Here is a 24,709-nt window from a genome sequence, read left to right as displayed (position 1 = left end):
GGTTTCGCTGAGATTGTAAGAGTTAAGTTAGTTGTTTCTAAATCTAGCTACCTGTCCTAATTGAAAGCCTGTAATTTTAGTTGTTCTCCTATTAGAGCTACCTGGCTTTTTAAACCTTGAAGGACGCTTAAACGAATCTACTAGTCATGTCTTTAATCAGAATTGATTGAAGCAAATATAATTCAGCTTTTAGTTGACTTTAAACTAAACCTACAAGGTTTTTGAAACCTTGCAGGTTGCTCAATTAAAGCAACTGCCAACTGAGACTGAGACTGAACACTAATTTAATCTATCGCCTTAACCACCGCCTTGGGCGACTCCTTTCGTGTGCCATCAAAACCATCTACACCACTTACGGTTGTGTATTTTAAGACATAGCGCTTACCAGGATTTATGATTTGATAGGCTGCTTGGCACATCAAGGTCGCTTCGTGAAAACCACAAAGAATCAGTTTCAATTTGCCAGGGTAGATGTTCACATCACCAATGGCGAAAATACCAGGGATGTTGGTTTGATAGTCCAATGAATTATTAACTTTTATGGCGTTTTTCTCAATCTCCAAGCCCCAATTGGCAATAGGCCCGAGTTTTGGAGAAAGACCGAACAAGGGGATGAAATGATCACATTCCACCTCAAATTCCTTTTCGATGTTTTTGGCTTGAGCGATTACAACCGCTTCAACTTTATGATGACCAACCACATTGGTCACTTCTGCTGGGGTAATTAGAGTGATCTTACCCTGATTTTTAAGTTCCTGAACTTTTTCAACGGAATCCAAAGCCCCACGAAATTCGTTACGTCGGTGTACCAAAGTCACACTCTTGGCGATAGCGCTTAAAAAGATACTCCAATCCAATGCGGAATCTCCTCCTCCAGCAATGACCACGCGTTTGTCTCTGTAGACTTCTGGATCCTTGATAAAATACTCGACCCCCTTATCTTCAAAGGATGCAATATTGGGAATCAATGGCTTTCTGGGCTCAAAGCTTCCCAAACCGCCAGCGATAGCGACCACAGGCGCTTGATGCTTTGTGCCTTTGTTGGTAGTCACGATGAAGCTTCCGTCCTCTTGTTTTTCAATCGTTTCGGCACGTTCCCCCATGGTAAAACCTGGTTTGAACTGCTTGCATTGCTCCATCAATTTATCGGTAAGATCGCCCGCAAGGATTTCTGGATAAGCTGGAATATCATAAATGGGTTTTTTAGGATAAATTTCCGAACATTGGCCGCCTGCTTGAGGCAGGGCATCTATTAAATGGCATTTTAACTTAAGCAAACCCGCTTCAAATACGGCAAAAAGTCCGGTGGGTCCCGCTCCAATAATAAGTATATCTGTTTTAATCATATTTTCCTGAAAAGGCAGGAATCTCAAGATTTCTACCTGAATTTTTTTTTAATTTGAACGCAATTGGCGTCCTATTCCTCTAATTTCTGCACAAGCTAAATGTAATCCTGAATTTTAATTTTAAAAATTGAAGTCCGAAATATTGGGCACTTCAGCTCAAAAGCTCCGGTTTAATTTGCATCAAAGTTAAGCGCTATTTTCATCAAGTTTTATGACTATTGTCATTTTAAACAAGTGCCTGTTCATAGATGACTAGACATTTTGATTATCTAGATGGAAATCCTGCTTGCGCAGGCCTTAAGCCTCAATATTGATGACTTGTTCAATCTGGGGTGCGTACTTTTTAATGGTCATCTCAACGCCAGATTTCAGCGTCATTTGATTGACACTGCAACCTACGCAAGCACCTTGTAGCTGGACTTTGACTATCCTGCCATCTTCAATAGACAGCAGTGAAATATCACCGCCATCACTCTGTAAAAACGGACGGATCTCATCCAGCGCTTTTTCTATATTGTTTCTTAATTCTTCTATGTTCATTATTTATAAATTTCACATTTATTCATGTTCCGAAGAAATGACCGTTGTCTTAAAATTCAAACGAATGGTTTCGTAGTCTATTTTTTATTTACCGCAGCGCAACCTGCCATGGTGGTGATTTTAATCGCTTCCGTTGGTGGCAACTTATCATTACGCCTTACCACTTCCTGAACCACATTTTGGGTTATGGTCTCAAAAGCTTTTTCTAAGGTTGTTCCTGTTTGCATTGCTGCCGGACGTCCCGCATCTCCAGATTCCCTGATACTTTGCACCAATGGCAGTCCTCCTAAAAAGGGGACTTTTAAATCGGAAGCAAGATTTTTAGCTCCCTCTTTTCCGAAGATATAATATTTGTGATCTGGCAATTCTTCTGGTGTAAAATAAGCCATATTTTCAATAATCCCCAAAACCGGAACATTGATACTCTCTTGCTGAAACATTGCCACTCCCTTTTTAGCATCGGCCAAAGCCACATTTTGAGGGGTACTCACCACCACAGCGCCCGTAATTGGCAAAGACTGCATGATGCTCAAATGGATGTCGCCAGTGCCTGGAGGCAAATCAATCAATAAGAAATCGAGCTCGCCCCATGCGGCATCAAAAATCATTTGGTTGAGTGCTTTTGCTGCCATAGGCCCACGCCATACCACCGCTTGATCCTGCTTTGTAAAAAAGCCGATGGAAAGCATTTTGACCCCATAATTTTCTACGGGTTTCATTTTTGACTTGCCGTCGATGTTGACTGCAACGGGTCGCTCCAACTCCACATCGAACATAATTGGCATGGAAGGTCCGTAGATATCTGCATCCAGAACACCCACCTTAAAGCCCATTTTGGAAAGGGTTACCGCCAAGTTAGCGGTCACCGTGGATTTACCCACGCCACCTTTACCTGAGGCAACTGCGATGATATTCTGTATGCCAGGAATTTCTTTCCCTTTGATGGTATTGGTTGCCGATTTTTCGGGCGCATCTACCTTGACATTGACCGTGATTTTGGCTTTTTCATAAACCTTATCATGAATGATTTTCATGATTTCCACTTCGGTTTTTTTCTTGGCCTGCAAACTTGGATTGTTGATCGTAATATCTACAATGACCTCATCTGCAAAAGTGACCACGTTTTTAACCGCACCGCTATCCACCATATTCTGACCTTCTCCAGGCACAGTGATGTGTTCAAGCGCTTTTAATATATCCTGTTTATTTAATTTCATGATGTATAAAGACTAATATTGATGGTTTCTTGCTACTGAAAACCCTCGTTGTTTTATTAAGATTAATTCTAAAGAACAAAGATAACTAATAAAGATTGAAGCGGAAAGAAGATGAAATTGAAATTGACGAAGATGAAGATGAAGACGAAGATGAAGATGAAGTTGAAGTTGAAGTTGAAGATGAAGATGAAGACGAAGACGAAGATGAAGTTGAAGTTGAAGTTGAAGACGAAATTTGGAATTTTATAAATTTCGCAGTTCTTCCGAAGGATTCCAAAACACCTTGTCAAATTCTTGAATCTGGTTCTCCACAACCACAATGCCTTCACTTTCCAAAAGCTGCTGCATGAGGTTAGTGCCTTCAAAGTGGTGTTTTCCTGTGAGCAAGCCTTTACGGTTAACCACGCGATGTGCAGGCACATCCTTACCGTGGGAATTATTCATGGCGTAGCCCACTAACCTGGAACTTTGTTTGGCACCCAAATAATTGGCGATTGCACCGTAACTGGTCACTTTTCCGTAAGGAATTTGACGCACCACTACATAAACGCGCTCAAAAAAACTCGGGGTTTCTGGTAACATTTAAAGTTCCATTAAGATATTTATAAATGTAACGATCGCGATAATACATGTTATAGCGCCAATCATGCGATTCATGTTCCTTTGCGAGGTGAGTTTCCTGGCTTTTATCTTATCGAAGAAAAACATATACATGTATAACATCACAAATGTTCCGGTGGTGGCACCAGAGCAATAGGTCACAATACTGGTGGTGTCAAAAACAAACCAGCCAAAAGAGGCAATGGTAATGGTCATGTAAGCTTGATAGGGAATGGGAAACACATTAATGGCCGATAGGAAAATCCCCTGAAAGAATCGGCTATGTTTGCTTCTGGCATGTGGCTCCACATCTGGTTGTGCATCACCTTTTGCAACACAAAGAAAATAAATGGTAATGAGCACAAAAATCACAAAAGCGACACGTTGCAAGATCTCAACCACATCTTGATGATTGGTCATATACCGAGCAAACATCGCCGCAATATACGTTTGTAAAAAAACCACCAAACACACACCCAAAGAGAATACTATGGCACTAGGATGCCCATCCTTTAAACTGATTTTTGCTGCCGTCATATTGAGTAAGCCCGGCGGGATCACCCCAATGAGTGCTATTAATAAACCTAGAAAAAAGATGACAGTAATGCTCAAAATCTACTTTATTTTAAACCGAATATACGTAATTGGTTTATCTTGGTTTAAATATAAAGACTCATAATAGGTTTGGATGCTGGTGACCTCGTCTGGACTTCCCTCCTGTTTGTAGACATTATGATTGGCGTACAACACTTCGTGACCTCCACCATGCAACAAGCCCAAGGTATAACCGTGCATAAACTCACTATCTGTCTTGAGATTGACCACGCCCTCAGGTTTTAGGATTTTTTTATACCGCTCTAGAAAAATAGAATTGGTCATTCTATGTTTGGTACGTTTGTATTTGATCTGTGGGTCTGGAAAAGTGATCCAAATTTCATCGACCTCGCTTTTTCCAAAAGCCTCATCCACCAATTCAATCTGGGTCCTTAAAAAGGCCACGTTGGGCAAACCCTCTTCAAGGGCAGATTTGGCGCCACGCCAAAAACGTGCTCCCTTGATGTCAATACCAATAAAATTCTTGTTCGGAAATTTCTTGGCCAATGCTGTAGTGTATTCTCCTTTGCCACAACCCAGCTCCAGCACCAAAGGGTGATCATTCTTGAACACCTTGGCATTCCATTGCCCCTGCAATTCATAAGCTGCATCTACCAGATCCTCCCGTTTTGGCTGAAACACATTGTCAAAGGTTTCATTTTCCCTGAATCTCTTAAGTTTATTTTTACTTCCCACCTTACAAATTAACGATTTTCGGTATTAGATTTAAAGCGGTAAAATTAAGGAAACATTTTTAGCTTTATATTTGTTTTGACAAAAGACTCTTCCAAAATGGCTAAGTTGTGACTTCCACCTCCCAAAAACGTATTCTTATAGCTCCCTTAAACTGGGGCTTGGGTCATGCCACGCGCTGCATCCCAATCATCAAAGCTTTGGTGTCGCAGGGTCTTACGCCTATTATTGCAAGCGATGGTGCTGCATTGGCATTGCTGCGGAAGGAATTTGAGACACTTACCTGCATCGCGTTGCCATCTTACCAGATTCGCTATTCAAAAAATGCCGGTTTCTTCAAGCTGAAAATGCTTCAGAACACACCCAAAATCTTGAGAGCCATCAAAAAGGAACACCGTTTGACTTCAGAACTGGTAAAAGCACATCAGATTGACGGAATCATTTCCGACAATCGATTTGGTGTTTACCACGAAGACATCCCTTCCGTTTTTATAACGCATCAACTTCAAGTCCTGAGCGGAAACACCACTTGGCTGAGCACGCGCATACAACATAAGCTCATCAAACGTTTTGATGCCTGTTGGGTGCCCGATGTTGAAGACAGTTCAAATTTGAGTGGTAGGCTAGGTCATGGTTCTACCTCGGGCTTGAATATCAAATATGTTGGGCCCTTGAGTCGATTTAGCAAAAAAAACACCGACTTCGTTTATGATCTTTTGATTTTGCTTTCTGGGCCTGAACCACAACGCACCCTGCTAGAGGAAAAACTATTAAAAGAACTGGCAAACCATGAGGGGCAGATTTTGCTCGTTAAAGGTAAAGTTGAGGAAGCGCAGGAGGTTTCCGAAGAAAAAAATTGGACCAGCTATAATTTTATGACCAGTTCGCAATTGGAGCAAGCCATAAATGCGAGTAAGCTGGTGGTTTCGCGATCTGGTTACACAAGCATCATGGATTTGTCAAAGCTTGATAAAAAGGCTTTTTTCATCCCCACTCCTGGGCAGTTTGAACAGGAATACCTAGCAAGACGCATGGCCAAATTAGGCTTGGCCCCATTTTGCAAACAAAGCGAATTTAATGTTGCCATGCTGGTTGAAGTTGAACGATATAAGGGCTTAAGCCATTTAGATTGTCCTACAGATTTTAAATCGCTATTTAGCCTTTTCGAGCGTGAATGAAAATTCACTCCCCACGGCCAATTCGCTTTCGAGATAGATGCGCTCATCGTGTGCTTCAATGATATGTTTCACTATGGAAAGCCCAAGACCAGAGCCTCCTTCTTTTCGAGAACCACTTTTATCCACACGGTAGAAACGCTCAAACAAGCGCGGGATATTGTTGTTTGCAATGCCCTCACCATTATCGGTTACCCGCACAATAACTTTGTTTTTGATGAGGTTTTCTATACTTATTTCGGTAGTGCCTTTTTCTTTGCCGTATTTTATGGAATTTGTGACAAGGTTAGTGAGCACTTGTTGGATGCGCTCCCGATCGGCCATGACCATGATGGGCTCTGAGTAGTCCCTATCAAAAATTAGGGAGATTTTTTTCTTGGCAGCCTTCATTTCCAAAAGCTCAATCACGCTCTGCACTAAATCTACAATATCAAACGCTTTGATGTTTAGGCTTAAATCACCCACCTCTAATTTGGTGATCATGTCTAAATCCTTGACTATATAAATGAGCCTCTCCACACCTTTGTTGGCACGCATAAGGTATTTATCTAATAAGGCTTTGTCATCCTTAGCCCCATCCAATAAGGTGGATATGTAGCCTTGTACGGTAAAGAGCGGTGTTTTTAACTCATGCGAAACATTGCCTAAGAATTCCTTACGGTATTCTTCACGTACTTTGAGGGTTTCAATCTCTATTTTTCTCTCTTTGGCATATTTATCAATTTGGCGAGTCAAGGTTGCCATATCGGTGGTTATGGGCTGCCTGCGCAGAGAGGTGGATTCTAACAAGGTGAGATCGTCGTAGATTTTTTGAACTCTTCGATAGATAAAACGCTCCACCCGATGTTGTATGGTCAAAAAGGAAACGAAATAAGTTGCAATTGCAAAGACCAGCATGTATATAATGTCAAAGGCCTGCAATAGATATAAAAAAACGCCCAAGATGAGCGTCATAAATAAAGTGAGATACAAAGACGTCTTGTATGCGAACTTATAGGTTTTTTTTAATTTCTTATTCATTAATCTACAAACTTGTAGCCAACACCTTTAATGGTTTTAAAACGTTTATCGCCAATTTTTTCTCTGAGTTTTCTAATGTGGACATCGATAGTGCGCCCGCCAACAACCACTTCATTGCCCCAAACTTTATCCAAAATAACTTCGCGTTTAAAAACTTTGTTTGGCTTTGTTGCTAGCAAAGATAGCAATTCAAATTCTTTTCTTGGCAAGATGATTTCTTTCCCTTTTAGGATGATTTTATATTCTTCCCTATTGATCACAAGGTTGCCTACTTTGATGATGTCTTCTTTAACTACATCTTCCTTTAATCTTCTAAGGAGCCCTTTAACTTTACTTACCAATACTTTTGGTTTGATGGGCTTGGTTATATAATCGTCTGCTCCAGCGTCAAATCCAGCCATTTGCGAATAGTCCTCACCCCGAGCTGTTAAAAAAGCAATAAGCGTTTCTGCTAATTCAGGTATTTTTCTAATATTCTCACAGGCTTCAATGCCATCCATCTTTGGCATCATGACATCTAAAATAATCAATTGCGGAAGCTCCGCTTTTGCCATTTTAATTGCCTCCAGACCATTTTTTGCAGTGATGACCTTATAGCCTTCATTTATTAGGTTATATCCAACAATCTCTAAAATGTCTGGTTCATCGTCGACCAAAAGGATTTTTATGTCTGTTTTTTTCATGAAATTGCGCGCATCAATATGTATGTAAAGGTAAAGGTAAATTGTAAAGTTTAGAACGAAGTCATGCTTTAATAACCTTAAGTTAACTTTAAAACCCTGATTTTTAAAATGTCTTTTTCGATGAAACACCAAATCTTTAACATTGAATTATTAGGAGCGATAGCAGTTATTCACTATTTTTATTTCAAATTAATTCTATGGAATGAAAAATTACGTCTTCATTATTTTCTTCACATTCACGCTAGGCTTTAGTTCAATTGGTTTTGCGCAATCTTCTGATTTGCAACAATCACCAAAAACTGAAACAATTGAAGGGCTATCCATCTACCCCAATCCCGTGAGCAATGGTAAACTTTACATCACTACAAAAAGCAACCTTATTAAATCTGTTGACATATTCGATGTTTTAGGTAAAAGAATCGTCAGCACTTCTCTATTTGGGAAAGAACTCAACATTTCCAAATTAACCCCTGGAGTATATATCATAAAGATTGAGGAAAACAACGTTACTGCGACTAGAAAACTGGTTGTAAGGTAACTTTAACTCAATGTTATATAATCGTAAAATCCTTTGTTTAGGCTAACTTTTCTCGCTTAAGCTCGAAAATGTATCTATATTTACGGCTCATTCAATATACTCATTTAACTAAATACTTATGAAAAAACTTTACTTTTTAGCTTTAACATTTATGATTGGTTTTGCTTCATTTGGGCAGAATCCTATCATCACTTCTATTGTAGATGGTGATTGTAGTGGTGGAAACCCGAAATTACTTGAAATCTATGCCAATGGTACTGTTGATTTTGCAGACTATAGCTTAGAGAATCAAACCAATGCCAACGTCACATGGGGGAACGCTCAAGACCTCTCAAGTTTTGGGGAAGTCACAAATGATTTTGTTTATATTAGCATTTCAAGCAGTACTGACGCCATTGCTACAGAATTTCCTTCATTGGCTTCTGCCCCAGTGTTAATTACCAATACCATGAGTGTTAACGGAGACGATAGAGTTAGAATCATCTTAACAGCCAGCACAACGGTAATTGATCAATATGGCGTTGATACAGTAGATGGTTCTGGAGAATCCTGGGAATACGCCGATTCTTATGCTAAAAGAGTAAATGGCACCGGTCCTGATAGCAGCTTTAATGCAGCCAATTGGACCTTTGGAGGCGCAGGAGCTTTGAACGGATTAGGAACATGCCAAGGTGGTGCAGATACTTTTGAAACCCTTATTGGTGGCGTTGGCACTTACACAATCACACAAAACACTGAACCTGCCATCAACATTTTATCACCTGCAAACGGCGCAACATTGGCACCTGGAACTACCACGGTTAATGTGGAATTTACAACCAACAATCTTTCAGGTACTGAGACCGTCAATATCACAGTCAATGGATCTACTACAAATGGCGTAACAAGTCCTTTTGAGATTACTGCTACTGATGGTGAGTCTTACGACGTCACTGTTGATTTGGTAGATGGCGGTATATTGGATTCTGATACAATTTCCTTTAGTGTATTATCATCAAACACGGTGGCTAACATAGCTGCTCTTAGAGCTGGGGCTTCAGGTGAAGTATATGAACTTACTGGCGAGGTCCTGTTGACTTACCAACAAAGTTTTAGAAATCAAAAATTCGTCGAAGATGCTACAGGCGCTATCTTGATTGATGACCCTTCAGGTGTTATGAGCACTGCTTATAACATTGCAGATGGGATTACTGGTATCGTAGGTACGCTTTCTGAATTTGGTGGCACGCTTCAATTTACACCAATTGAAGATTCTGCTGCAGCGAGCTCAACCGCTAATGCGCTTACACCACAAGCTGTAACTTTAGCCATGCTAAGCGCAAATGCTGAAAACTATGAGTCGGAGTTGGTTACGATTACTGCGGTTACGATGGATAACACTGAGCCTACATTTGTTACAGGTACAGAATATGAATTAACCCAAGGCCAAGGCGCAGAAACTTTCAACTTTAGAACTGCTTTCTTCTCTGCAGATTATATTGGTGCAAATGTACCAACCATGGTTACAGATATTACGGGGATCCTCACGGAAAGATCTGGTAATGCATACTACATTACGGCTAGAGATGCTGACGATTTTAGCGTGGCCGTTCTTTCTGTAAGCCAATTTGATGCGACTTCAGTCGTTGTGTATCCTAACCCAACTTCAACAGGATTCGTGAACATTACTAGTGCTAATAATGATGCCATTTCTGTCACAGTATTTGACATTTTAGGAAAAAGCGTCATCAATCAAACTTTGACTCATGATCGCTTAAATGTATCTGCTTTAAACAGTGGGATTTATATTTTAAAGATTTCTCAAAATAAGGCATCAGTAACTAAAAAGTTAGTGATTAAGTAAAGCTTGTTTTTTAAACAACAGCATAAATTCAATATTAGACCTGTGAGCTTATAAAAAGCTTTCAGGTCTTTTTTTATGACTTGTATTGACGATTTGTGAGATCCCAAAATGCTGGCATTTACGCATGAATCCCATTCTTTATGGAGGCATTATAGTGGCTTCGGAAGCTAAACATAGAACGATTAGGATGTAAAATGTATAATTCGTTGGCAAAAGAAAAAGTCAGTTCGAGTTCTTTGGTTATTTTTGTAAAGATGATTGAGCCAACCCGCATTTTTTCGATTGCTTCGGAAGCAGAATTTACACGTACTGCCTTAGACGTTTTCAAATTTCAGTTTGAGCACAATAAGGTCTACCGTTCCTTTTGTGATTTGCTATGTAAACATCCCAGTGATGTGAAAACTGTGGCAGATATTCCATTTTTGCCTATCCAGTTCTTCAAGAGCCATGAGATTAAGAGCTCAACACTCCCCATTCAAGCCACTTTTTCCAGTAGCGGAACCACAGGCAGCAGCACCAGTAAACATGGGGTTACCGATTTAACTGTATATGAGGCCAGTTTCCGTAAAGCATTTCAGCAGTTCTACGGAAACATTACCGACTACGTCATCTTGGCACTATTGCCAAGCTATTTAGAACGCCAAGGGGCGTCACTCATTTATATGGTTGACGATATGATCAAGCATTCCCAACATCCAGAAAGCGGTTTTTATTTGGATACTATCAATAAATTGAAATCAAAACTACTGGCATTGGATCGTGAAGGCAAAAAGGTATTGCTCATAGGCGTGTCCTTTGCTTTATTGGATTTGGTGGAGCAGTATCAATTCAGCTTAAAACATACCATTGTCATGGAAACAGGTGGCATGAAGGGCAGACGTAAGGAACTGGTGCGCGAAGAGTTGCATCAAATCCTAAAAAACGGATTTGGTGTTGACACCATCCATAGCGAATATGGCATGACCGAATTGCTCAGCCAGGCCTACTCCAAAGGAGATGGGATTTTTGAATGCCCCAATTGGATGCGCATTCTTACGCGAGACCCCGAAGATGCTTTAACACTGCAACAAGCAGGGAAAACCGGAGGCATTAACGTCATTGACCTTGCCAATGTGAACTCCTGCGCCTTTATTGCCACGCAAGACCTTGGTCGCGTTCATGAAGACCATAGTTTTGAAATCATCGGCCGATTTGATACCAGCGACATTAGAGGATGCAATTTGATGGTGCTTTAGCTTAAGATCAAATAGCGCCTATATCACTTGGGGTTCTGTACAAGTCGCTTCAAGACAAAATCAATTACCTCGGGGCAAGCCCACAAGGTATGAATTGAAAAATGTTCTTTGTATTTCGAGGCAAGCCTCGGGGAATAAAACCCCATGGAGGGATTAAATAAGACCTCTCTATAATTTTGCTCACGGATCATAAAATCGCATGTCATCACTTTCTATATAGGCGACCACAACTATTTCTGAATTTTTTTAGCAATACTTTAACATCTAAGTCATTAAAACGGCGAAAGTTATGAAGAAGCTTCACGACTAAGCGGGAGAAGCTATGAATTTAGAATAGTAGTTTTTTAGAGTTCTATGAAAAAGAAGGATTAGCTTCGTTATAATAGTTGATTGGTTAATGTTGAACGTCCCGCTACTTGCGGGACGTTTTTTATGTTCACTTTTTACTTGCGGCAAATGCGTTTGCAAGCCCTAAAGCCTCGGGATCACTCCTTTATTATTTTGCCATCTTACAATGCTGATGCGCACAGTACTATTATTGAAATCTATTGCTTTAGGACACCTTAATGATATAAGTATGCTTCTTCCCCTTATTTAAAATGATGTATTTATTGTTTATCAAATCGTCTTCGCTAAGCTGATAATCTTCCGTCACCTTTTCCTTGTTTACCGAAACTGCGTTTTCCTTAAGTGCCCGTCGCGCTTCACTATTGGATCCCAAGAAATTGGTTTCGGCAGCCAAAGCGCCAATCATATCCAAGGAGCTAAAAGTCTCTCGCGAAATTTCCACCAGCGGCACACCTTCAAAAACATCTAAAAAGGTCTGCTCATCCAAAGTTTTGATATCGGCTTTGAAGCTTTTGCTGAATAAGATCTGCGAAGCCTTTTCTGCATTTTCAAACTCCTCTTGAGAATGCACAAACGTAGTGACCTCTTGCGCCAAACGCTTCTGCAATAAACGCAAGTGTGGATTTTCATTATGCGTAGCAATGAAGGATTCAATGCTGTCCCTATCTAAAAAAGTAAAGATCTTGATGTATTTTTCAGCATCGGCATCACTGGCATTAAGCCAAAACTGGTAGAATTTATAAACCGAGGTCTTATCGGCAGTCAACCAAATATTTCCACCTTCGGTCTTTCCAAATTTAGAACCATCGGCTTTCGTGATCAATGGGCAAGTCATTGCATAGGCTTTGGCTTCCTCGCCAACATGCATGCGCCTTACCAACTCAGTACCTGTGGTAATGTTGCCCCATTGGTCGCTTCCGCCCATTTGCAATACACAATTATGGTGCTTGTACAAATGGTAAAAGTCATAACCCTGAATGAGCTGATAGGTAAATTCTGTGAAGGACATACCAATATTACCTTCTTCCCCACTCAATCGTTTTTTAACCGAGTCTTTAGACATCATGTAATTTACGGTTATGCGCTTCCCTACGTCCCGAGCAAAATCAATGAAACTGAAATCTTTCATCCAGTCGTAATTATTGACCAAGACTGGCGCATTTTCTGTAGTGCCATCAAAATTTAAAAACCGCGATAGAATCGCTTTTATGCCAGCAACGTTGTGGTTGAGTGTTTTTTCATCCAAAAGATTGCGCTCATCGCTTTTACCGGACGGGTCGCCAATCATCCCCGTAGCGCCACCAACCAAGGCAATAGGTTTATGGCCCGCTTTTTCAAGGTGCACCAATAAAATGATAGGCACCAAACTGCCAATATGCAGCGCATCTGAGGTGGGATCAAAGCCAATATATGCGGTGGTCATTTCCTTGTTCAATTGCTCTTCAGTGCCAGGCATGATGTCATGTAACATACCTCTCCAACGTAATTCTTCAACAAAATTGGTGTTCATAATGGGTGCTTTTTTAAACTTGAACAAAGATAGGTTTATAGGCATAACCACAAAAAATACAATCGGTAAAAAAAGCTTAAATTTAGCCCATGATTTTAGTCACAGGAGGTACAGGATTGGTAGGGTCGCATTTGTTATATGATTTGCTCAGCAAGAACGAATGCGTAAAAGCCATTTACAGGCGCGAACACACCCTTGAGCGCGTAAAAACCGTGTTTGCCTATTATAATGAAAACGTTGCCGAACTTTACAATCGCATTGAATGGATTGAAGCAGACCTCAACGACATACCCTTATTGGAACTAGCTTTTAAAGATGTCACTCATGTATATCATTGTGCAGCCTTCGTGAGTTTTGAACCTGATAAATACAACCAACTTCGTAAAATCAACATCAAGGGCACCGCTAACATTGTGAACCTTTGCATCGCCAATAACATTGAAAAGCTGTGCTACGTAAGCTCAATTGCTGCATTAGGAAATGCACCCCACCCAGAAACGCCCATCACAGAGACTAGCGACTGGAACCCAGAGCAAGACAACAGTGTTTATGCCATTACTAAATATGGCGCAGAACTTGAGGTTTGGCGTGGCACACAAGAAGGCGTGGACGCGGTTATTATAAACCCTGGAGTTATCTTAGGACCTGGTTTTTGGAAAAGTGGTGGTAGCGGGAGCTTGTTCACATCCATATATAATGGGCTTCGCTACTATCCTGAGGGCAGCACGGCTTACGTGGACGTTTGGGATGTTGTGAGTGCCATGCAACAACTTATGATGAGCAGCATTAAAAACGAAAGTTTTATTTTAATCGCTAAGAACCAAAGCATCCAAATCTTTCAAGAAACGGTTGCCGCAGCTTTAAATGTGAAAAAACCCAATAAAAAGGCGAGTCCGTTTTTGCTGGCTGTGGCTTGGCGTTTGGATTGGCTCAACCACAAAGTCTTTGGCAAACGCCGGAAACTTTCCAGACACATGGCAAATTCGATTACTAGTGAGACCCTTTATGATAATTCGAAAATCAAGGAAGCTTTGGGATTTGAGTTTACAGGTTTGGAAGACTCCATCAAAAATGTGGGATCCTATTTTCTGAAGGATTTTAAAGAAACTCATTGAGTCGTATCGGTCTTTGCTTTTACGTCGGGCTTGATCAAGGCTTGGTTCACACGGTCGCTTAACTTACGTATGGAGTCTTTTTTGCGTTGTTGACGTTTGGCTTCCTTGTCTACTTTATCCTCATAAATTTTCCTTTGGGCTTCGATCTTGGCGTTCACTTGATCTATGATTTCTTCATAAGTGGATACGTCATAACTGTAATAATCATTGCTCTGTGCAAACTGCAAGCTATCAATCTTGTGCTTTTCAAAAAGGTACTTTTGCGGATAAATACCTTCTTCTTCTAGAACATTCTTAAGGGCTCCCTTGGCCGCATTGAGAATAGCGATATCATACAACACATTGACCATTTGCTCTTTCGCGATCAAATTATCAGGCTTTTTTGGTCTAATGTCCTTAGCGCAACCCATGCCCAAACCTAATATCAAAAGTAACATTAGATATTTCATCGGTTAAAAGTTAATCGTTTTGCAGCTTTGACATCCATAAACTTAAAATTATTATAGACCAAGCTTCCATTTAAAAAGGTGTGGGTAACTCTTGATTTAAAAGTGGTGCCTTCAAAAGGAGACCAACCACATTTATAGAGTATATTTTGGCCATTCACAGACCATGGACTATTAGCATCCACTATTACCAAATCTGCAAAATAGCCAGCTTTTATAAAACCGCGTTTCTCTACCTGGAATAAAATTGCAGGATTGTGGCACATTTTTTCAACGATTTTTTCCACAGAAATTTTGCCTTTGTGGTGCATTTCCATCATGGCCACCAAAGCGTGTTGAACCAAGGGTCCTCCTGAAGGTGCATTGAGATATTTGTTGTTTTTTTCTTCTAAGGTGTGTGGTGCGTGGTCTGAAGCAATCACGTCAATTCTATTATCCAATAAGGCTTTCCAGAGTTGATCCCTGTCTTTAGGTGTCTTAACCGCAGGATTCCATTTAATGTGAGTGCCTTTCTTCTGATAATCTTCATCAGAAAACCATAAATGATGAATGCATACTTCCGAAGTGATCTTTTTATCTTTTAAAGGTAATTTATTGCTGAACAATTTGGTTTCCTTCCCAGTTGATAAATGAAACACATGCAAACGCGCTCCCGTTTTTTTAGCCAATTCAATAGCCTTGGAGGATGATATGTAGCAAGCTTCCTCACTCCTAATAATAGGATGTTTCTCAATAGGAATATCCTCACCGTACTTAGCGATATGGGCTTCGAGATTTTTCTTGATGGTGGCTTCATCTTCACAATGCACTGAAATGACCATATTGGTACTACTGAATATTTTTTCGATAACCTTAGGATCATCCACCAACATATTTCCTGTGGAAGAACCTAAAAACAATTTCAATCCCGCAACGGTTTTAGGATCCACTTTTAAAATCTCATCCAAATTATCATTCGTGCCACCAAACATGAACGAATAATTGGCAAAAGAACTCTGTGCAGCGATGGCAAATTTTTCCTCCAATTTTTCAACCGTCGTGGTTTGAGGTAAGGTGTTTGGCATCTCAATATAAGAGGTTATCCCACCAGCTATGGCTGCCTTAGACTCTGAAGCAATATCTGCCTTATGCGTTAAACCTGGCTCCCTAAAGTGTACTTGATCATCTATCACGCCTGGAAACACGTAGTTGCCTTCAGCATCTATAATAATTACTTCAGAGGATTTTGCACTTATGGAAGTTGCCACTTCCTTAATATAATCTCCTTCAATATAGATGTCGCCTTCAGTAATCTTGCCTTCGTTAACGATTTTGGCATTTTTGATAAGTATGGTCTTTCCTTCCATTTTAAGATCTAAAAAAACTATTAAATTTCATTTTTATAACACCGAATATCGCTTCGGAAATAATGCCGCCGCTCATTTTTGATTTGCCTCTAACCCGATCTGTGAAAATTACAGGCACCTCCACGATCTTGAAGTTTTTCAAATAAGCCTTAAATTTCATTTCTATTTGAAAGGCATAGCCCACAAACTTGATCTCCTTGAGATTGATAGTTTCTAAAACTTTGCGTTTGTAACATACAAAACCTGCTGTGGTATCGCAAATGTTCATGCGTGTGATAAACCTTACGTATTTTGAAGCCCCATAAGACATTAAGACTCTACTCATTGGCCAATTTACCACATTCACACCATTAACATAACGAGACCCTATGGAGAGATCTGCACCACCCACCGCACAGGCATGATATAATTTGCTGAGATCATTGGGATCATGGGAAAAATCGGCATCCATCTCAAAAATATATTGGTAATCTTTCTCCAAGCTCCATTGGAACCCCGCGATGTAGGCGGTTCCCAAACCTGTTTTTCCTGATCGTGAAAGTAGGTGCAACTGCCCCTTAAACTCATTTTGCAAAAACCGGACTCTTGCCGCGGTTTGATCGGGTGAGCTATCATCTACCACCAAAATATCGAACGCTTTTTTCTGTGAAAATACTGCTCTTACAATGGCTTCAATATTCTCAATCTCATTGTAGGTTGGTATGATCACTACAGCGTCCTTCATCAAAAAATAATCTTAGGTTTTAAGCTTGGTTTCAAGGCAAAAGTAAGCGTTTTAAATATTTATTTTATGCTAAATCTCATAAACAATGTTAATATGTGATTTGCTCAACAATTCTTCATAATTTTAGGCCATGCTAAGAGAAGTTGTTTCAAACGATTGGTTCACGATTGCCTTGACTGTGGGCTTGGTTGCAGTGGCATTGTCCAAATATTTGTTTGCGCATCGCTACAGCGATTTTATTTCTGTACTGGGCAATTCTAAATACCTCAAGATTTATTCTAGAGACCAAAAGTTCATCGATGGTTTTGATGCGCTTTATTTTGTGAATTTCATTATTTCGGTAGCAATCTTCGCTTATGTTTGTTATTCTACCTTGGTACATCCATCAGCATTTGATCTCGACCAATTTTTCAAGTTGCTGTTTGGTGTGGGCGTGCTGTTTCTAAGTAAGGTGCTTTTAGAGCGCTTAATTGGCAGCCTGTTTGAAATTGATACGATCATTGATTCTTATTTGTTTCAAAAAACAACATTTAAAAATTATACGGGATTTATACTGTTGCCCGTTAATTGTATTTTGATCTATACTTTGACTCCATCAAAATCACTAATCTATGGCATTTTAATAGTGATTGTTATAATAAATCTAGTTGGGTTTATCTCCACCTTTAAAATGTATCAAAAATTACTGCTCAACAACATATTCTATTTTATTTTGTATCTTTGCGCACTTGAAATTGGACCCTATCTAATTTTATCTAAGTTAATTATAGACAGCAACGCCTAAACTACTTCAAAGGACTATGACGAAAGTGAAAACCATTTTAGTATCTCAGCCTGAACCTAAAATAGAAAATTCGCCTTACTTCGATCTACAGGAAAAGCAAAAAGTAAAAATAGACTTTAGACCATTCATTCATGTTGAAGGCGTGGATGCTAAGGAAGTTAGACAACAAAAAGTAGATTTAAGCCATTATACCGCTATTATTTTAACCAGCAGGAATTCTGTGGATCACTTTTTTAGGGTTGCCGATGAAATGCGTTTTAAAGTACCAGACTCCTTAAAGTATTTTTGCCAATCGGAAGCTGTTGCTTACTACCTTCAGAAGTATGTGGTCTATAGAAAACGTAAAATCTACGTTGGCAAGCGCACATTTTCAGATTTGACCTCGCTAATCAAAAAGTACAAGGATGAACACTTCCTTTTGCCTACCACAGATAAGCTAAAACCTGAGGTTCCTGAGACTCTGGATGGTTTAAATGTGAAATGGAAACAAGCCGTGTTTTATAAAACAGTGATAAGTGATCTTTCCGATCTTGAGAACGTTACTTATGACATATTGGTGTTCTTTAGCCCGTCTGGGATTGAGTCGCTCTTTCATAACTTTCCTGGTTTCAAACAAAACGAAACGCGTATTGCAGTTTTTGGCAACACCACCATCAAGGCGGTTGAAGACCATGGGTTGCGAGTGGACATTGCTGCGCCAACACCTGAAACACCTTCCATGACCATGGCTTTAGACAAATACATTGATAAGATGAACAAGCGGAAGTAATGCGAGAAGTTAGAAGTTAGAAGTTAGAAGTTAGAAGTTAGAAAAAAATTACTTATAAAAAGTGCGACCTCAATGAGATCGCACTTTTTTTATAACACTATTTTTAAATTTAGAATACTAAGCTTTAGAAGGCATAACGCTGTGGGCCGCCTCTTCTTGTGGCTTCACTTGCATCGGCTTCAAACTTTTTAAAGTTTTCACGGAAGGCATTTGTTAATTTAAATGCTGTCTTGTAATAATTCTCATCGTCGTTCCAGGTTGTTCTTGGACTCAAAACTTCATCAGGAACTCCCGGACAGGTTCTTGGCTGTGCCACCCCAAAAACGGAATGGATGTGGTAGTGGTCATAATCATAAAGTCCTAATTCGCCATTGAGCACCGCATTGATCATCGCTCGGGTATATTTCAATTTCATACGCGTACCAACACCGTAAGGGCCACCGGTCCAACCCGTGTTGACCAACCAAACATTTACGCCAGATGCTTTCATTTTTTCACTCAGCATCTCTGCGTATTTTGCGGGATGCAAAGGCATGAATGGCGCTCCAAAACACGCTGAAAAGCTAGGAACGGGCTCAACAACACCAGCTTCAGTGCCTGCAACTTTAGCCGTATATCCAGAAATAAAGTGATACGCTGCTTGACTTGGCGTTAGCTTGGAGATTGGAGGTAGAACGCCAAAAGCATCGGCCGTCAAGAAAAAGATATTCTTAGGATTTTTACCAATGGAAGGTTTCCTAATGTTATCAATATGATAAATAGGGTAACTCACCCTTGTGTTTTGAGTAATCGATGTATCCTCAAAATCAACCTCTCCTTTTCCATTGAGAATCACATTCTCCAAGATGGCTCCTTTTTTTATGGCTCCGTAAATTTCCGGCTCGTGCTCCTGTGACAAATTGATCACTTTAGCATAACAGCCACCTTCAAAATTGAACACGGTATTTTCCTTGGTCCAACCATGTTCATCATCGCCAATCAAACTGCGATTGGGGTCTGTAGATAAGGTGGTTTTTCCTGTACCAGACAAACCAAAGAAAATAGCGGTATCACCATCCTTACCAACATTGGCGCTACAATGCATGGGCATGGTTTCTTTAAAAACAGGAAGGATAAAATTAAGCGCAGAGAAAATGCCTTTCTTGATTTCACCGGTGTACCCTGTACCTCCAATAAGCGCTATTTTTCTAGTAAAGTCTAAAATAGCGAAGTTGTGTTGACGCGTGCCATCCACTTCTGGATCTGCCATAAAACCCGGTGCGTTAACAACGGTCCATTCTGGCGTGAAGTTTTCCAACTCTGCTTCCGTTGGACGCAAAAACATGTTATAAGCAAACATATTACTCCAAGGATGCTCGGTAATCACTCTAATTTTTAACTTGTAATTTTCATCGGCACAAGCGAAGCTATCCCTTACGAAAACTTCCTTTTCAGATAAGTAATCCGCTACCTTGTCATATAATTTCTGAAATTTATCAGACTCAAATGGAATATTTATATTGCTCCACCAAACGCGATCTTTTGTAATATCGTCCTTAACTATAAAACGATCTTGAGGCGACCTGCCGGTAAATTCTCCAGTATTAACCGCCAGCGTTCCGGAGGCGGTTTCAACTCCTTGCCCTTTATCAACTGTGATTTTTTGAAGTTCGTCTGGCGGTAATTGATATCTTACCTTGGCATTTTTGATGCCATAGTGTTCCAGCGCAATCGTTTTCGTAGTTTGTGTATGGTCTACCATAATTTGTTGTTTTTGTTTAGGCGACAAAATTACACAATATTTTAAAGTAGCTGCTCTATTTTAGGATTTATCGGTCTTCATTTTGAGAATATTTACAAACAATATTACCCAAGCCACTATCAACAATAATCCACCTATAGGCGTAATGAAGCCGATGGCTTTAAAATCAAAACTGCTCAGATTATTTGTCGCCAAAGCATAAATTGAACCAGAAAACAAAAGCACACCAAGCGTTACCAAAATACAAATGCTGCGTTGGGATTTTGAGCTGAGTGCACCAAAACTTCCGATAAATAGTAGAAAAATCGCATGGTACATTTGATACCTAACCCCTGTTTCAAAAGTGAGTTGTGAGGCGACAGGAATCAACTCCTTTAGTCCGTGGGCACCAAATGCGCCTAATGCGATGGCAACAATTCCTAAAAAAGCAGCAATAAGGAGACAGATTTTATTCATAATATTTGCGGTTTTGGTTTTTATAACCCTGAGTATTTAGTAATTTCGTAATGAAGTTGCTCAACTTCATTACGAAATTACTCAACAAAACCCATTATGCGAAAGATTTTAATCATAGGTTCAGGGAAATCGACCTCCTACCTTCTCAAATATTTATTGGATAAATCTGAAGAAGAGGACCTCCACATCATTGTTGCCGATAAAGACATTCAAAACGCCAAAAATTTACTCAATGATCATAAAAACTCTCAAGCCATTGCTTTGGATGTTTTTGACAGATCTGCTCGAGAAAAAGCCATTGAGAATGCCGATATTGTGATTTCCATGCTTCCTGCACGCTATCACATTGAAGTGGCCAAAGACTGTATTAGCTTCGGAAAAAATATGGTCACTGCTTCATACGTGAGCAGTGAAATGGCCGATTTGGATAAGGCGGCAAAAAATAAAGGACTGGTTTTCATGAACGAAATTGGCGTGGATCCAGGACTTGATCATATGAGCGCCATGGACGTTTTGGACCGTATTCGAGAAAAAGGCGGCAAAATCATCTTGTTCGAATCCTTTGCTGGCGGCTTGGTAGCTCCAGAAAGCGACAATAACCTTTGGAACTACAAATTCACTTGGAACCCAAGAAATGTGGTGGTTGCCGGTCAAGGCAGCGCGGCAAAATTCATTCAGGAAGGCACTTATAAATACATCCCCTACCACCGTTTGTTTAGACGTACCGAGTTTTTGGAAATCGATGGCTACGGAAGATTTGAAGCCTACGCCAATCGTGATTCGCTCAAATACCAATCGATTTATGGTCTGGATAGCATCAAGACACTTTATCGCGGTTCTATGAGACGTGTGGGTTACAGTCGTGCCTGGAACATGTTTGTGCAACTGGGCTTAACCGACGATAGCTACACCATTGACGACAGCGAAAACATGAGTTACCGAGATTTTATGAATGCGTTTTTAGCTTACAGCCCAACAGATTCTGTGGAGTTGAAATTTAGAATGGCCTTAAAAATCGATCAAGACGATATTGTCTGGGACAAGTTGATAGAGCTAGACATCTTCAGTAACAAGAAAATGGTGGCACTTAAAAAAGCAACCCCTGCAGAAATCCTTCAGAAAATATTGATGGACAGCTGGCAATTGGGTCCAGACGATAAGGACATGCTGGTCATGTACCACAAATTTGGATACGAACTCGACGGCAAAGAATATCAAATCGACTCGACCATGGTCACTATTGGCGAAGATCAAACGTATACCGCCATGGCAAAAACCGTTGGCCTACCCGTTGCAATCGCCACATTGGCCATCTTGAACGAAAAAATTACCACCCCTGGTGTTCAAATCCCTATCAATAAGGAAGTGTACCAACCCATCTTAAAAGAGTTACAAGAATTTGGTATTGTGTTTACTGAAAAGGAAGTGCCTTATTTGGGGTATAATCCGTTGAATGTTTAGAATGAAGGTTGAAGATGAAGTTGAAGTTGAAATTGAAGTTGAAGTTGAAAAAAGAATATAGAGCATAGAGCATAGACTAATTGCAGTTGAAGACGAAGTAGGGGTCGGTCGCGAACGACCCAAACAGGAATGTAATCCGTTGAAAGTTTAGAATGAAGATGAAATTTTTACAATACTAATTTAGTTAATAACCGAAGATTCCTGCTTTCCTGCCTGCCGGCAGACAGGCGCGAGAACTGAGATGAAAGTAATCAATCAAAATATTCAAATTGACGGGATTGATAAAAAAATCCTACGTGCCTTGATGGAAGATGCGCGAACGCCAATTCTGGAAATTGCGCGTAACGTTGGGATTTCTGGGGCTGCCATACATCAGCGCCTGCGGAAATTGGAGAAATCGGGTTTGATCTCGGGTTCTAAATTTGTCATCAATCCGAAGATTTTGGGCTACACCACGATGGCTTTTATCGGGATTCACTTGGATAAGGCGATGAGCAACCCAGAAGCGGTCAAGCAACTTCAAAAAATCCCCGAAGTTTTGGAATGCCACTACACCACGGGTAATTGGAGTATTTTCATCAAAATACTGTGTAAAGACAATGAGCATTTGATGCAAGTGCTCAACAAGGATATTCAATCCATTACCGGCGTTTCAAGAACGGAAACATTTATTTCCTTAAACCAACAAATTGATAGGCAGATTAAGATTTAGGTTTTTTTCTGCGGAAAAAATTGTTTTATCAAATATGTTTTAGACTTCTCTTCAGAAGGCCAACGTTCTAAGAACCGTTTGAAACGGTTTAAACCAAAAAAAGCAGCCCAAAATAAGGATGCTTTTTCTATTTTTTATTTCTTCGGAAGTATTTATATTTTTTCACCATCTTACCTGATAAGGATAAGTTTCATAAATAGCATTATCCTCATTAAACGAAAATCCTTCTTCAGCGTGTTCTTTGGCTGTTTTTAATAACGCTTGGCATTCATCAAACCTACTTAAACGGTATAAGCAAAGTGCTTTATAATACTCCACATCTGAGAACATGGGCGCAATTGCTAATGACTTATTGAACTCATAAAGGGCTTCTTCCCATTTGCCTTGTTCGTATTTACTAATGCCATAATAAAACAAATCAAGATAGTGGGCTTCACCCCATTCTTCTTCCTGTTCACTAATATCTTTTTTAAAGATTGCTTCGGCTTTTTCAAATTCATTCAACTGTAGATAAGACAAAGCAATGTGAAATTGATAGGTATGGTCCATGACATAAGTATTGCCTTCCATTTCTATACAGGCCTCAAAATCTGTAATGGCGTCCTTATAGGTTTTGGCAAAAATACATTTGATAAAAGCTCTGTAGCTTAGATATCTTTTACGGTCGTACTTAACGGCCTTGTCGATATATACCATACCAACCTCATATTTTCTTGCTTTAAAATATGGCATTGCCTTTAGTTGCCAAAAATAGGCTACGGTACTGTCAACTTTTAAACCGGCATCAAGGCATTGTTGCCATTCAGGCATTTGCGACTTATAATTATAAGTTTTAGCACAATTTGTAACATATTTTTTAATGATTGAATCCTGCCGTACTCTTTTAGCTTCGGCCGTTTCTGTCGGCTCGCGATTTTGACCTGAGCATTGCATAAAAAAAAAGGGACAGTATTATTACAATTGGTTTAATCGTTTTTAGTTGCATTGTATTGTAATTTTTGATTGCCGCCTTTTTCAGTACAGCTTGAAGATGTATTTCTCATTCCACTATAAGAAAGCATTCCAGATTAGGATACCTGTGTTTTTTTCCTTCGGAAGAATTTTTTAAGAAGTCTCAATCTCTTGACATAAATATCGAAAGTACATACCAAAACAACAACATCAAAGACGCAAACAAGCCCAAGGATGCTGGAATGTATTCATCTACCGCATATTTATTGATCAAATTAGAGGTTTGGTATAAAATCGCGGCTCCCGCCAGCAAACACATCCCCACAGAAAACCAAAGCCCCAGATTAAATCCGAAGAGCGAACCAGCAACGATGAGACCAATGGCGATGAAAAAGCCAATGGTCAATCCGGTTTTTAAGAAAGAGAAGTCTCTCTTGGTCACAAAAACTACAGCGGTCAAGCCTGAAAACAAAGCCAAAGTCACAATAGCCGCTTGGTTAAGGATTTCTGGACCAGACTCCATGTAATAGGCTGCAATATATATCAAAGGCACAAAAATAAAGGCTTCCGCGAGAATGTAGAGTCCGAATGCGAGGTATTGTTTGTTCTTGTCTTTGGTTTTTAGCGCCATGCCTTCAGCATAATTGGTAATGAACATAAAGCCACCAAGCATGATGAGCCAACGCCAGCCTTGAGTCAAGGATAAGGTAAAATCGACAATGGTTTCGCTTTGCAGCAAGAGCCACTCAAAAAGAATGAATACCAAAACACCGCCTGCGACGTGGGCGTAGGTCTTTTTGTAAAAGGCAACACGGGCGTCGGTCGCTAATTGGCTTACCACTAATTTACCATCAAATTGTCC

Annotated in this window: 25 protein-coding genes; 9 read left to right on the top strand and 16 right to left on the bottom strand. The window is 40.0% G+C overall.

Translation table 11 applies throughout. From position 1 onward, the window contains the following. Positions 1–284 precede the first annotated feature (284 nt). From ESY88_RS13200 to trmB, 6 genes are all read right to left on the bottom strand, one after another. The gene (locus ESY88_RS13200; RefSeq protein ID WP_147087224.1) at positions 285–1,346 is read right to left on the bottom strand and encodes an NAD(P)/FAD-dependent oxidoreductase; all 1,062 of its coding nucleotides are present in this window, start codon (positions 1,344–1,346) and stop codon (positions 285–287) included. A 297-nt stretch (positions 1,347–1,643) separates the two neighbouring features. After that, positions 1,644–1,886: a NifU family protein gene (locus ESY88_RS13195; RefSeq protein WP_147087223.1), complete on the bottom strand. Its 243-nt coding sequence runs from the start codon at positions 1,884–1,886 to the stop codon at positions 1,644–1,646. A 77-nt stretch (positions 1,887–1,963) separates the two neighbouring features. Next, the gene (locus tag ESY88_RS13190; RefSeq protein ID WP_147087222.1) at positions 1,964–3,103 is read right to left on the bottom strand and encodes an Mrp/NBP35 family ATP-binding protein; all 1,140 of its coding nucleotides are present in this window, start codon (positions 3,101–3,103) and stop codon (positions 1,964–1,966) included. A 243-nt stretch (positions 3,104–3,346) separates the two neighbouring features. Next, a complete protein-coding gene (locus ESY88_RS13180) occupies positions 3,347–3,685 on the bottom strand; it encodes an MGMT family protein (protein ID WP_147087220.1) in 339 nt (112 codons plus the stop codon). After that, entirely contained in the window at positions 3,686–4,315 is a 630-nt protein-coding gene (locus ESY88_RS13175; protein WP_147087219.1) for a LysE family transporter, read from the bottom strand. Between the two features lie 3 nt (positions 4,316–4,318). After that, complete coding sequence (trmB, locus tag ESY88_RS13170; RefSeq protein WP_147087218.1) at positions 4,319–4,993, bottom strand: tRNA (guanosine(46)-N7)-methyltransferase TrmB; 675 nt, start codon at positions 4,991–4,993, stop codon at positions 4,319–4,321. Positions 4,994–5,100: 107 nt separating this feature from the next. On the opposite strand from trmB, the gene ESY88_RS13165 reads away from it, so the two are divergent. Then, entirely contained in the window at positions 5,101–6,168 is a 1,068-nt protein-coding gene (locus ESY88_RS13165) for a glycosyltransferase (RefSeq protein WP_147087217.1), read from the top strand. Here the strand turns inward: ESY88_RS13165 and ESY88_RS13160 are convergent. Together ESY88_RS13160 and ESY88_RS13155 are read right to left on the bottom strand one after the other, a co-directional pair. Next, entirely contained in the window at positions 6,142–7,185 is a 1,044-nt protein-coding gene (locus ESY88_RS13160; RefSeq protein ID WP_147087216.1) for a sensor histidine kinase, read from the bottom strand. The two genes, ESY88_RS13165 and ESY88_RS13160, sit on opposite strands and share 27 nt — an antisense overlap. Beyond that, complete coding sequence (locus ESY88_RS13155) at positions 7,185–7,868, bottom strand: response regulator transcription factor (protein ID WP_147087215.1); 684 nt, start codon at positions 7,866–7,868, stop codon at positions 7,185–7,187. Before ESY88_RS13155 ends, ESY88_RS13160 begins: the two co-directional genes overlap by 1 nt. Before the next feature lie 202 nt (positions 7,869–8,070). Between ESY88_RS13155 and ESY88_RS13150 the strand changes: the two genes are divergently transcribed. The 3 genes from ESY88_RS13150 (at position 8,071) to ESY88_RS13140 (ending at position 11,484) form a co-directional block, all read left to right on the top strand. After that, positions 8,071–8,406, top strand: coding sequence for a T9SS type A sorting domain-containing protein (locus tag ESY88_RS13150; protein ID WP_147087214.1), 336 nt, complete (start codon positions 8,071–8,073; stop codon positions 8,404–8,406). Positions 8,407–8,524: 118 nt separating this feature from the next. Further along, the gene (locus ESY88_RS13145; RefSeq protein WP_147087213.1) at positions 8,525–10,249 is read left to right on the top strand and encodes a T9SS type A sorting domain-containing protein; all 1,725 of its coding nucleotides are present in this window, start codon (positions 8,525–8,527) and stop codon (positions 10,247–10,249) included. Between the two features lie 206 nt (positions 10,250–10,455). Next, on the top strand, positions 10,456–11,484 hold the full coding sequence (locus ESY88_RS13140) for a LuxE/PaaK family acyltransferase (protein WP_394343960.1): 1,029 nt from the start codon (positions 10,456–10,458) through the stop codon (positions 11,482–11,484). Positions 11,485–12,037: 553 nt separating this feature from the next. On the opposite strand, the gene tyrS is transcribed toward ESY88_RS13140, so the two are convergent. Further along, positions 12,038–13,342 carry a tyrosine--tRNA ligase gene (gene tyrS / locus ESY88_RS13135; protein WP_147087212.1) on the bottom strand — a complete coding sequence of 435 codons (1,305 nt, stop codon included), beginning with the start codon at positions 13,340–13,342 and terminating at the stop codon, positions 12,038–12,040. Positions 13,343–13,431: 89 nt separating this feature from the next. Between tyrS and ESY88_RS13130 the strand changes: the two genes are divergently transcribed. Beyond that, positions 13,432–14,457, top strand: a complete 1,026-nt coding sequence (locus tag ESY88_RS13130; RefSeq protein ID WP_147087211.1) for an NAD-dependent epimerase/dehydratase family protein — start codon at positions 13,432–13,434, stop codon at positions 14,455–14,457. On the opposite strand, the gene ESY88_RS13125 is transcribed toward ESY88_RS13130, so the two are convergent. Genes ESY88_RS13125 through ESY88_RS13115 form a run of 3 tightly spaced genes read right to left on the bottom strand, consistent with a single transcriptional unit; the run spans position 14,451 to position 16,973 of the window. Then, positions 14,451–14,906 carry a DUF4296 domain-containing protein gene (locus tag ESY88_RS13125; protein WP_147087210.1) on the bottom strand — a complete coding sequence of 152 codons (456 nt, stop codon included), beginning with the start codon at positions 14,904–14,906 and terminating at the stop codon, positions 14,451–14,453. The genes ESY88_RS13130 and ESY88_RS13125 overlap by 7 nt on opposite strands. Further along, the gene (locus tag ESY88_RS13120) at positions 14,903–16,249 is read right to left on the bottom strand and encodes a dihydroorotase (RefSeq protein WP_147087209.1); all 1,347 of its coding nucleotides are present in this window, start codon (positions 16,247–16,249) and stop codon (positions 14,903–14,905) included. Before ESY88_RS13120 ends, ESY88_RS13125 begins: the two co-directional genes overlap by 4 nt. A gap of 1 nt (position 16,250) precedes the next feature. Then, positions 16,251–16,973 (bottom strand): polyprenol monophosphomannose synthase, encoded by a 723-nt coding sequence (locus tag ESY88_RS13115; RefSeq protein WP_147087208.1) that lies wholly within the window; start codon positions 16,971–16,973, stop codon positions 16,251–16,253. 130 nt (positions 16,974–17,103) lie between these two features. On the opposite strand from ESY88_RS13115, the gene ESY88_RS13110 reads away from it, so the two are divergent. Together ESY88_RS13110 and ESY88_RS13105 are read left to right on the top strand one after the other, a co-directional pair. Next, positions 17,104–17,757: a DUF4271 domain-containing protein gene (locus ESY88_RS13110; protein WP_147087207.1), complete on the top strand. Its 654-nt coding sequence runs from the start codon at positions 17,104–17,106 to the stop codon at positions 17,755–17,757. Between the two features lie 16 nt (positions 17,758–17,773). Beyond that, the gene (locus ESY88_RS13105) at positions 17,774–18,526 is read left to right on the top strand and encodes a uroporphyrinogen-III synthase (protein ID WP_147087206.1); all 753 of its coding nucleotides are present in this window, start codon (positions 17,774–17,776) and stop codon (positions 18,524–18,526) included. Positions 18,527–18,650: 124 nt separating this feature from the next. Here the strand turns inward: ESY88_RS13105 and pckA are convergent, their stop codons facing one another. Both pckA and ESY88_RS13095 read right to left on the bottom strand, forming a co-directional pair. Further along, positions 18,651–20,267, bottom strand: coding sequence for a phosphoenolpyruvate carboxykinase (ATP) (gene pckA, locus ESY88_RS13100; RefSeq protein ID WP_147087205.1), 1,617 nt, complete (start codon positions 20,265–20,267; stop codon positions 18,651–18,653). Positions 20,268–20,327: 60 nt separating this feature from the next. Continuing rightward, entirely contained in the window at positions 20,328–20,723 is a 396-nt protein-coding gene (locus ESY88_RS13095; protein WP_147087204.1) for a DUF423 domain-containing protein, read from the bottom strand. A gap of 96 nt (positions 20,724–20,819) precedes the next feature. Here ESY88_RS13095 and ESY88_RS13090 point away from each other — a divergent pair, with 96 nt between their 5' ends. Both ESY88_RS13090 and ESY88_RS13085 read left to right on the top strand, forming a co-directional pair. Further along, positions 20,820–22,184, top strand: a complete 1,365-nt coding sequence (locus tag ESY88_RS13090; RefSeq protein WP_147087203.1) for a saccharopine dehydrogenase family protein — start codon at positions 20,820–20,822, stop codon at positions 22,182–22,184. A gap of 241 nt (positions 22,185–22,425) precedes the next feature. Then, the gene (locus ESY88_RS13085) at positions 22,426–22,896 is read left to right on the top strand and encodes an Lrp/AsnC ligand binding domain-containing protein (protein WP_147087202.1); all 471 of its coding nucleotides are present in this window, start codon (positions 22,426–22,428) and stop codon (positions 22,894–22,896) included. A gap of 162 nt (positions 22,897–23,058) precedes the next feature. On the opposite strand, the gene ESY88_RS13080 is transcribed toward ESY88_RS13085, so the two are convergent. After that, positions 23,059–23,628 (bottom strand): tetratricopeptide repeat protein, encoded by a 570-nt coding sequence (locus ESY88_RS13080; RefSeq protein ID WP_223270823.1) that lies wholly within the window; start codon positions 23,626–23,628, stop codon positions 23,059–23,061. A 382-nt stretch (positions 23,629–24,010) separates the two neighbouring features. Continuing rightward, positions 24,011–24,688 carry a Bax inhibitor-1/YccA family protein gene (locus ESY88_RS13075; RefSeq protein WP_147087200.1) on the bottom strand — a complete coding sequence of 226 codons (678 nt, stop codon included), beginning with the start codon at positions 24,686–24,688 and terminating at the stop codon, positions 24,011–24,013. Positions 24,689–24,709: the final 21 nt, after the last annotated feature.

Source organism: Subsaximicrobium wynnwilliamsii (assembly GCF_007997225.1).
Classification (GTDB): Bacteria; Bacteroidota; Bacteroidia; order Flavobacteriales; family Flavobacteriaceae; genus Psychroserpens; species Psychroserpens wynnwilliamsii.
The sequence above is the reverse complement of the archived record's forward strand: the minus strand, read 5'-3'. Positions and strand labels throughout refer to the sequence as shown.

Excerpts from the sequence above, each read along its gene's own strand:
- ESY88_RS13200 (WP_147087224.1), bottom strand. The coding sequence starts at position 1,346 with ATGATTAAAACAGATATACTTATTATTGGAGCGGGACCCACCGGACTT.
- ESY88_RS13195 (WP_147087223.1), bottom strand. The coding sequence starts at position 1,886 with ATGAACATAGAAGAATTAAGAAACAATATAGAAAAAGCGCTGGATGAG.
- ESY88_RS13190 (WP_147087222.1), bottom strand. The coding sequence starts at position 3,103 with ATGAAATTAAATAAACAGGATATATTAAAAGCGCTTGAACACATCACT.
- ESY88_RS13180 (WP_147087220.1), bottom strand. The coding sequence starts at position 3,685 with ATGTTACCAGAAACCCCGAGTTTTTTTGAGCGCGTTTATGTAGTGGTG.
- ESY88_RS13160 (WP_147087216.1), bottom strand. The coding sequence starts at position 7,185 with ATGAATAAGAAATTAAAAAAAACCTATAAGTTCGCATACAAGACGTCT.
- ESY88_RS13155 (WP_147087215.1), bottom strand. The coding sequence starts at position 7,868 with ATGAAAAAAACAGACATAAAAATCCTTTTGGTCGACGATGAACCAGAC.
- ESY88_RS13150 (WP_147087214.1), top strand. The coding sequence starts at position 8,071 with ATGAAAAATTACGTCTTCATTATTTTCTTCACATTCACGCTAGGCTTT.
- ESY88_RS13145 (WP_147087213.1), top strand. The coding sequence starts at position 8,525 with ATGAAAAAACTTTACTTTTTAGCTTTAACATTTATGATTGGTTTTGCT.
- tyrS (WP_147087212.1), bottom strand. The coding sequence starts at position 13,342 with ATGAACACCAATTTTGTTGAAGAATTACGTTGGAGAGGTATGTTACAT.
- ESY88_RS13130 (WP_147087211.1), top strand. The coding sequence starts at position 13,432 with ATGATTTTAGTCACAGGAGGTACAGGATTGGTAGGGTCGCATTTGTTA.
- ESY88_RS13125 (WP_147087210.1), bottom strand. The coding sequence starts at position 14,906 with ATGAAATATCTAATGTTACTTTTGATATTAGGTTTGGGCATGGGTTGC.
- ESY88_RS13120 (WP_147087209.1), bottom strand. The coding sequence starts at position 16,249 with ATGGAAGGAAAGACCATACTTATCAAAAATGCCAAAATCGTTAACGAA.
- ESY88_RS13115 (WP_147087208.1), bottom strand. The coding sequence starts at position 16,973 with ATGAAGGACGCTGTAGTGATCATACCAACCTACAATGAGATTGAGAAT.
- ESY88_RS13110 (WP_147087207.1), top strand. The coding sequence starts at position 17,104 with ATGCTAAGAGAAGTTGTTTCAAACGATTGGTTCACGATTGCCTTGACT.
- ESY88_RS13105 (WP_147087206.1), top strand. The coding sequence starts at position 17,774 with ATGACGAAAGTGAAAACCATTTTAGTATCTCAGCCTGAACCTAAAATA.
- pckA (WP_147087205.1), bottom strand. The coding sequence starts at position 20,267 with ATGGTAGACCATACACAAACTACGAAAACGATTGCGCTGGAACACTAT.
- ESY88_RS13095 (WP_147087204.1), bottom strand. The coding sequence starts at position 20,723 with ATGAATAAAATCTGTCTCCTTATTGCTGCTTTTTTAGGAATTGTTGCC.
- ESY88_RS13090 (WP_147087203.1), top strand. The coding sequence starts at position 20,820 with ATGCGAAAGATTTTAATCATAGGTTCAGGGAAATCGACCTCCTACCTT.
- ESY88_RS13085 (WP_147087202.1), top strand. The coding sequence starts at position 22,426 with ATGAAAGTAATCAATCAAAATATTCAAATTGACGGGATTGATAAAAAA.
- ESY88_RS13080 (WP_223270823.1), bottom strand. The coding sequence starts at position 23,628 with ATGCCATATTTTAAAGCAAGAAAATATGAGGTTGGTATGGTATATATC.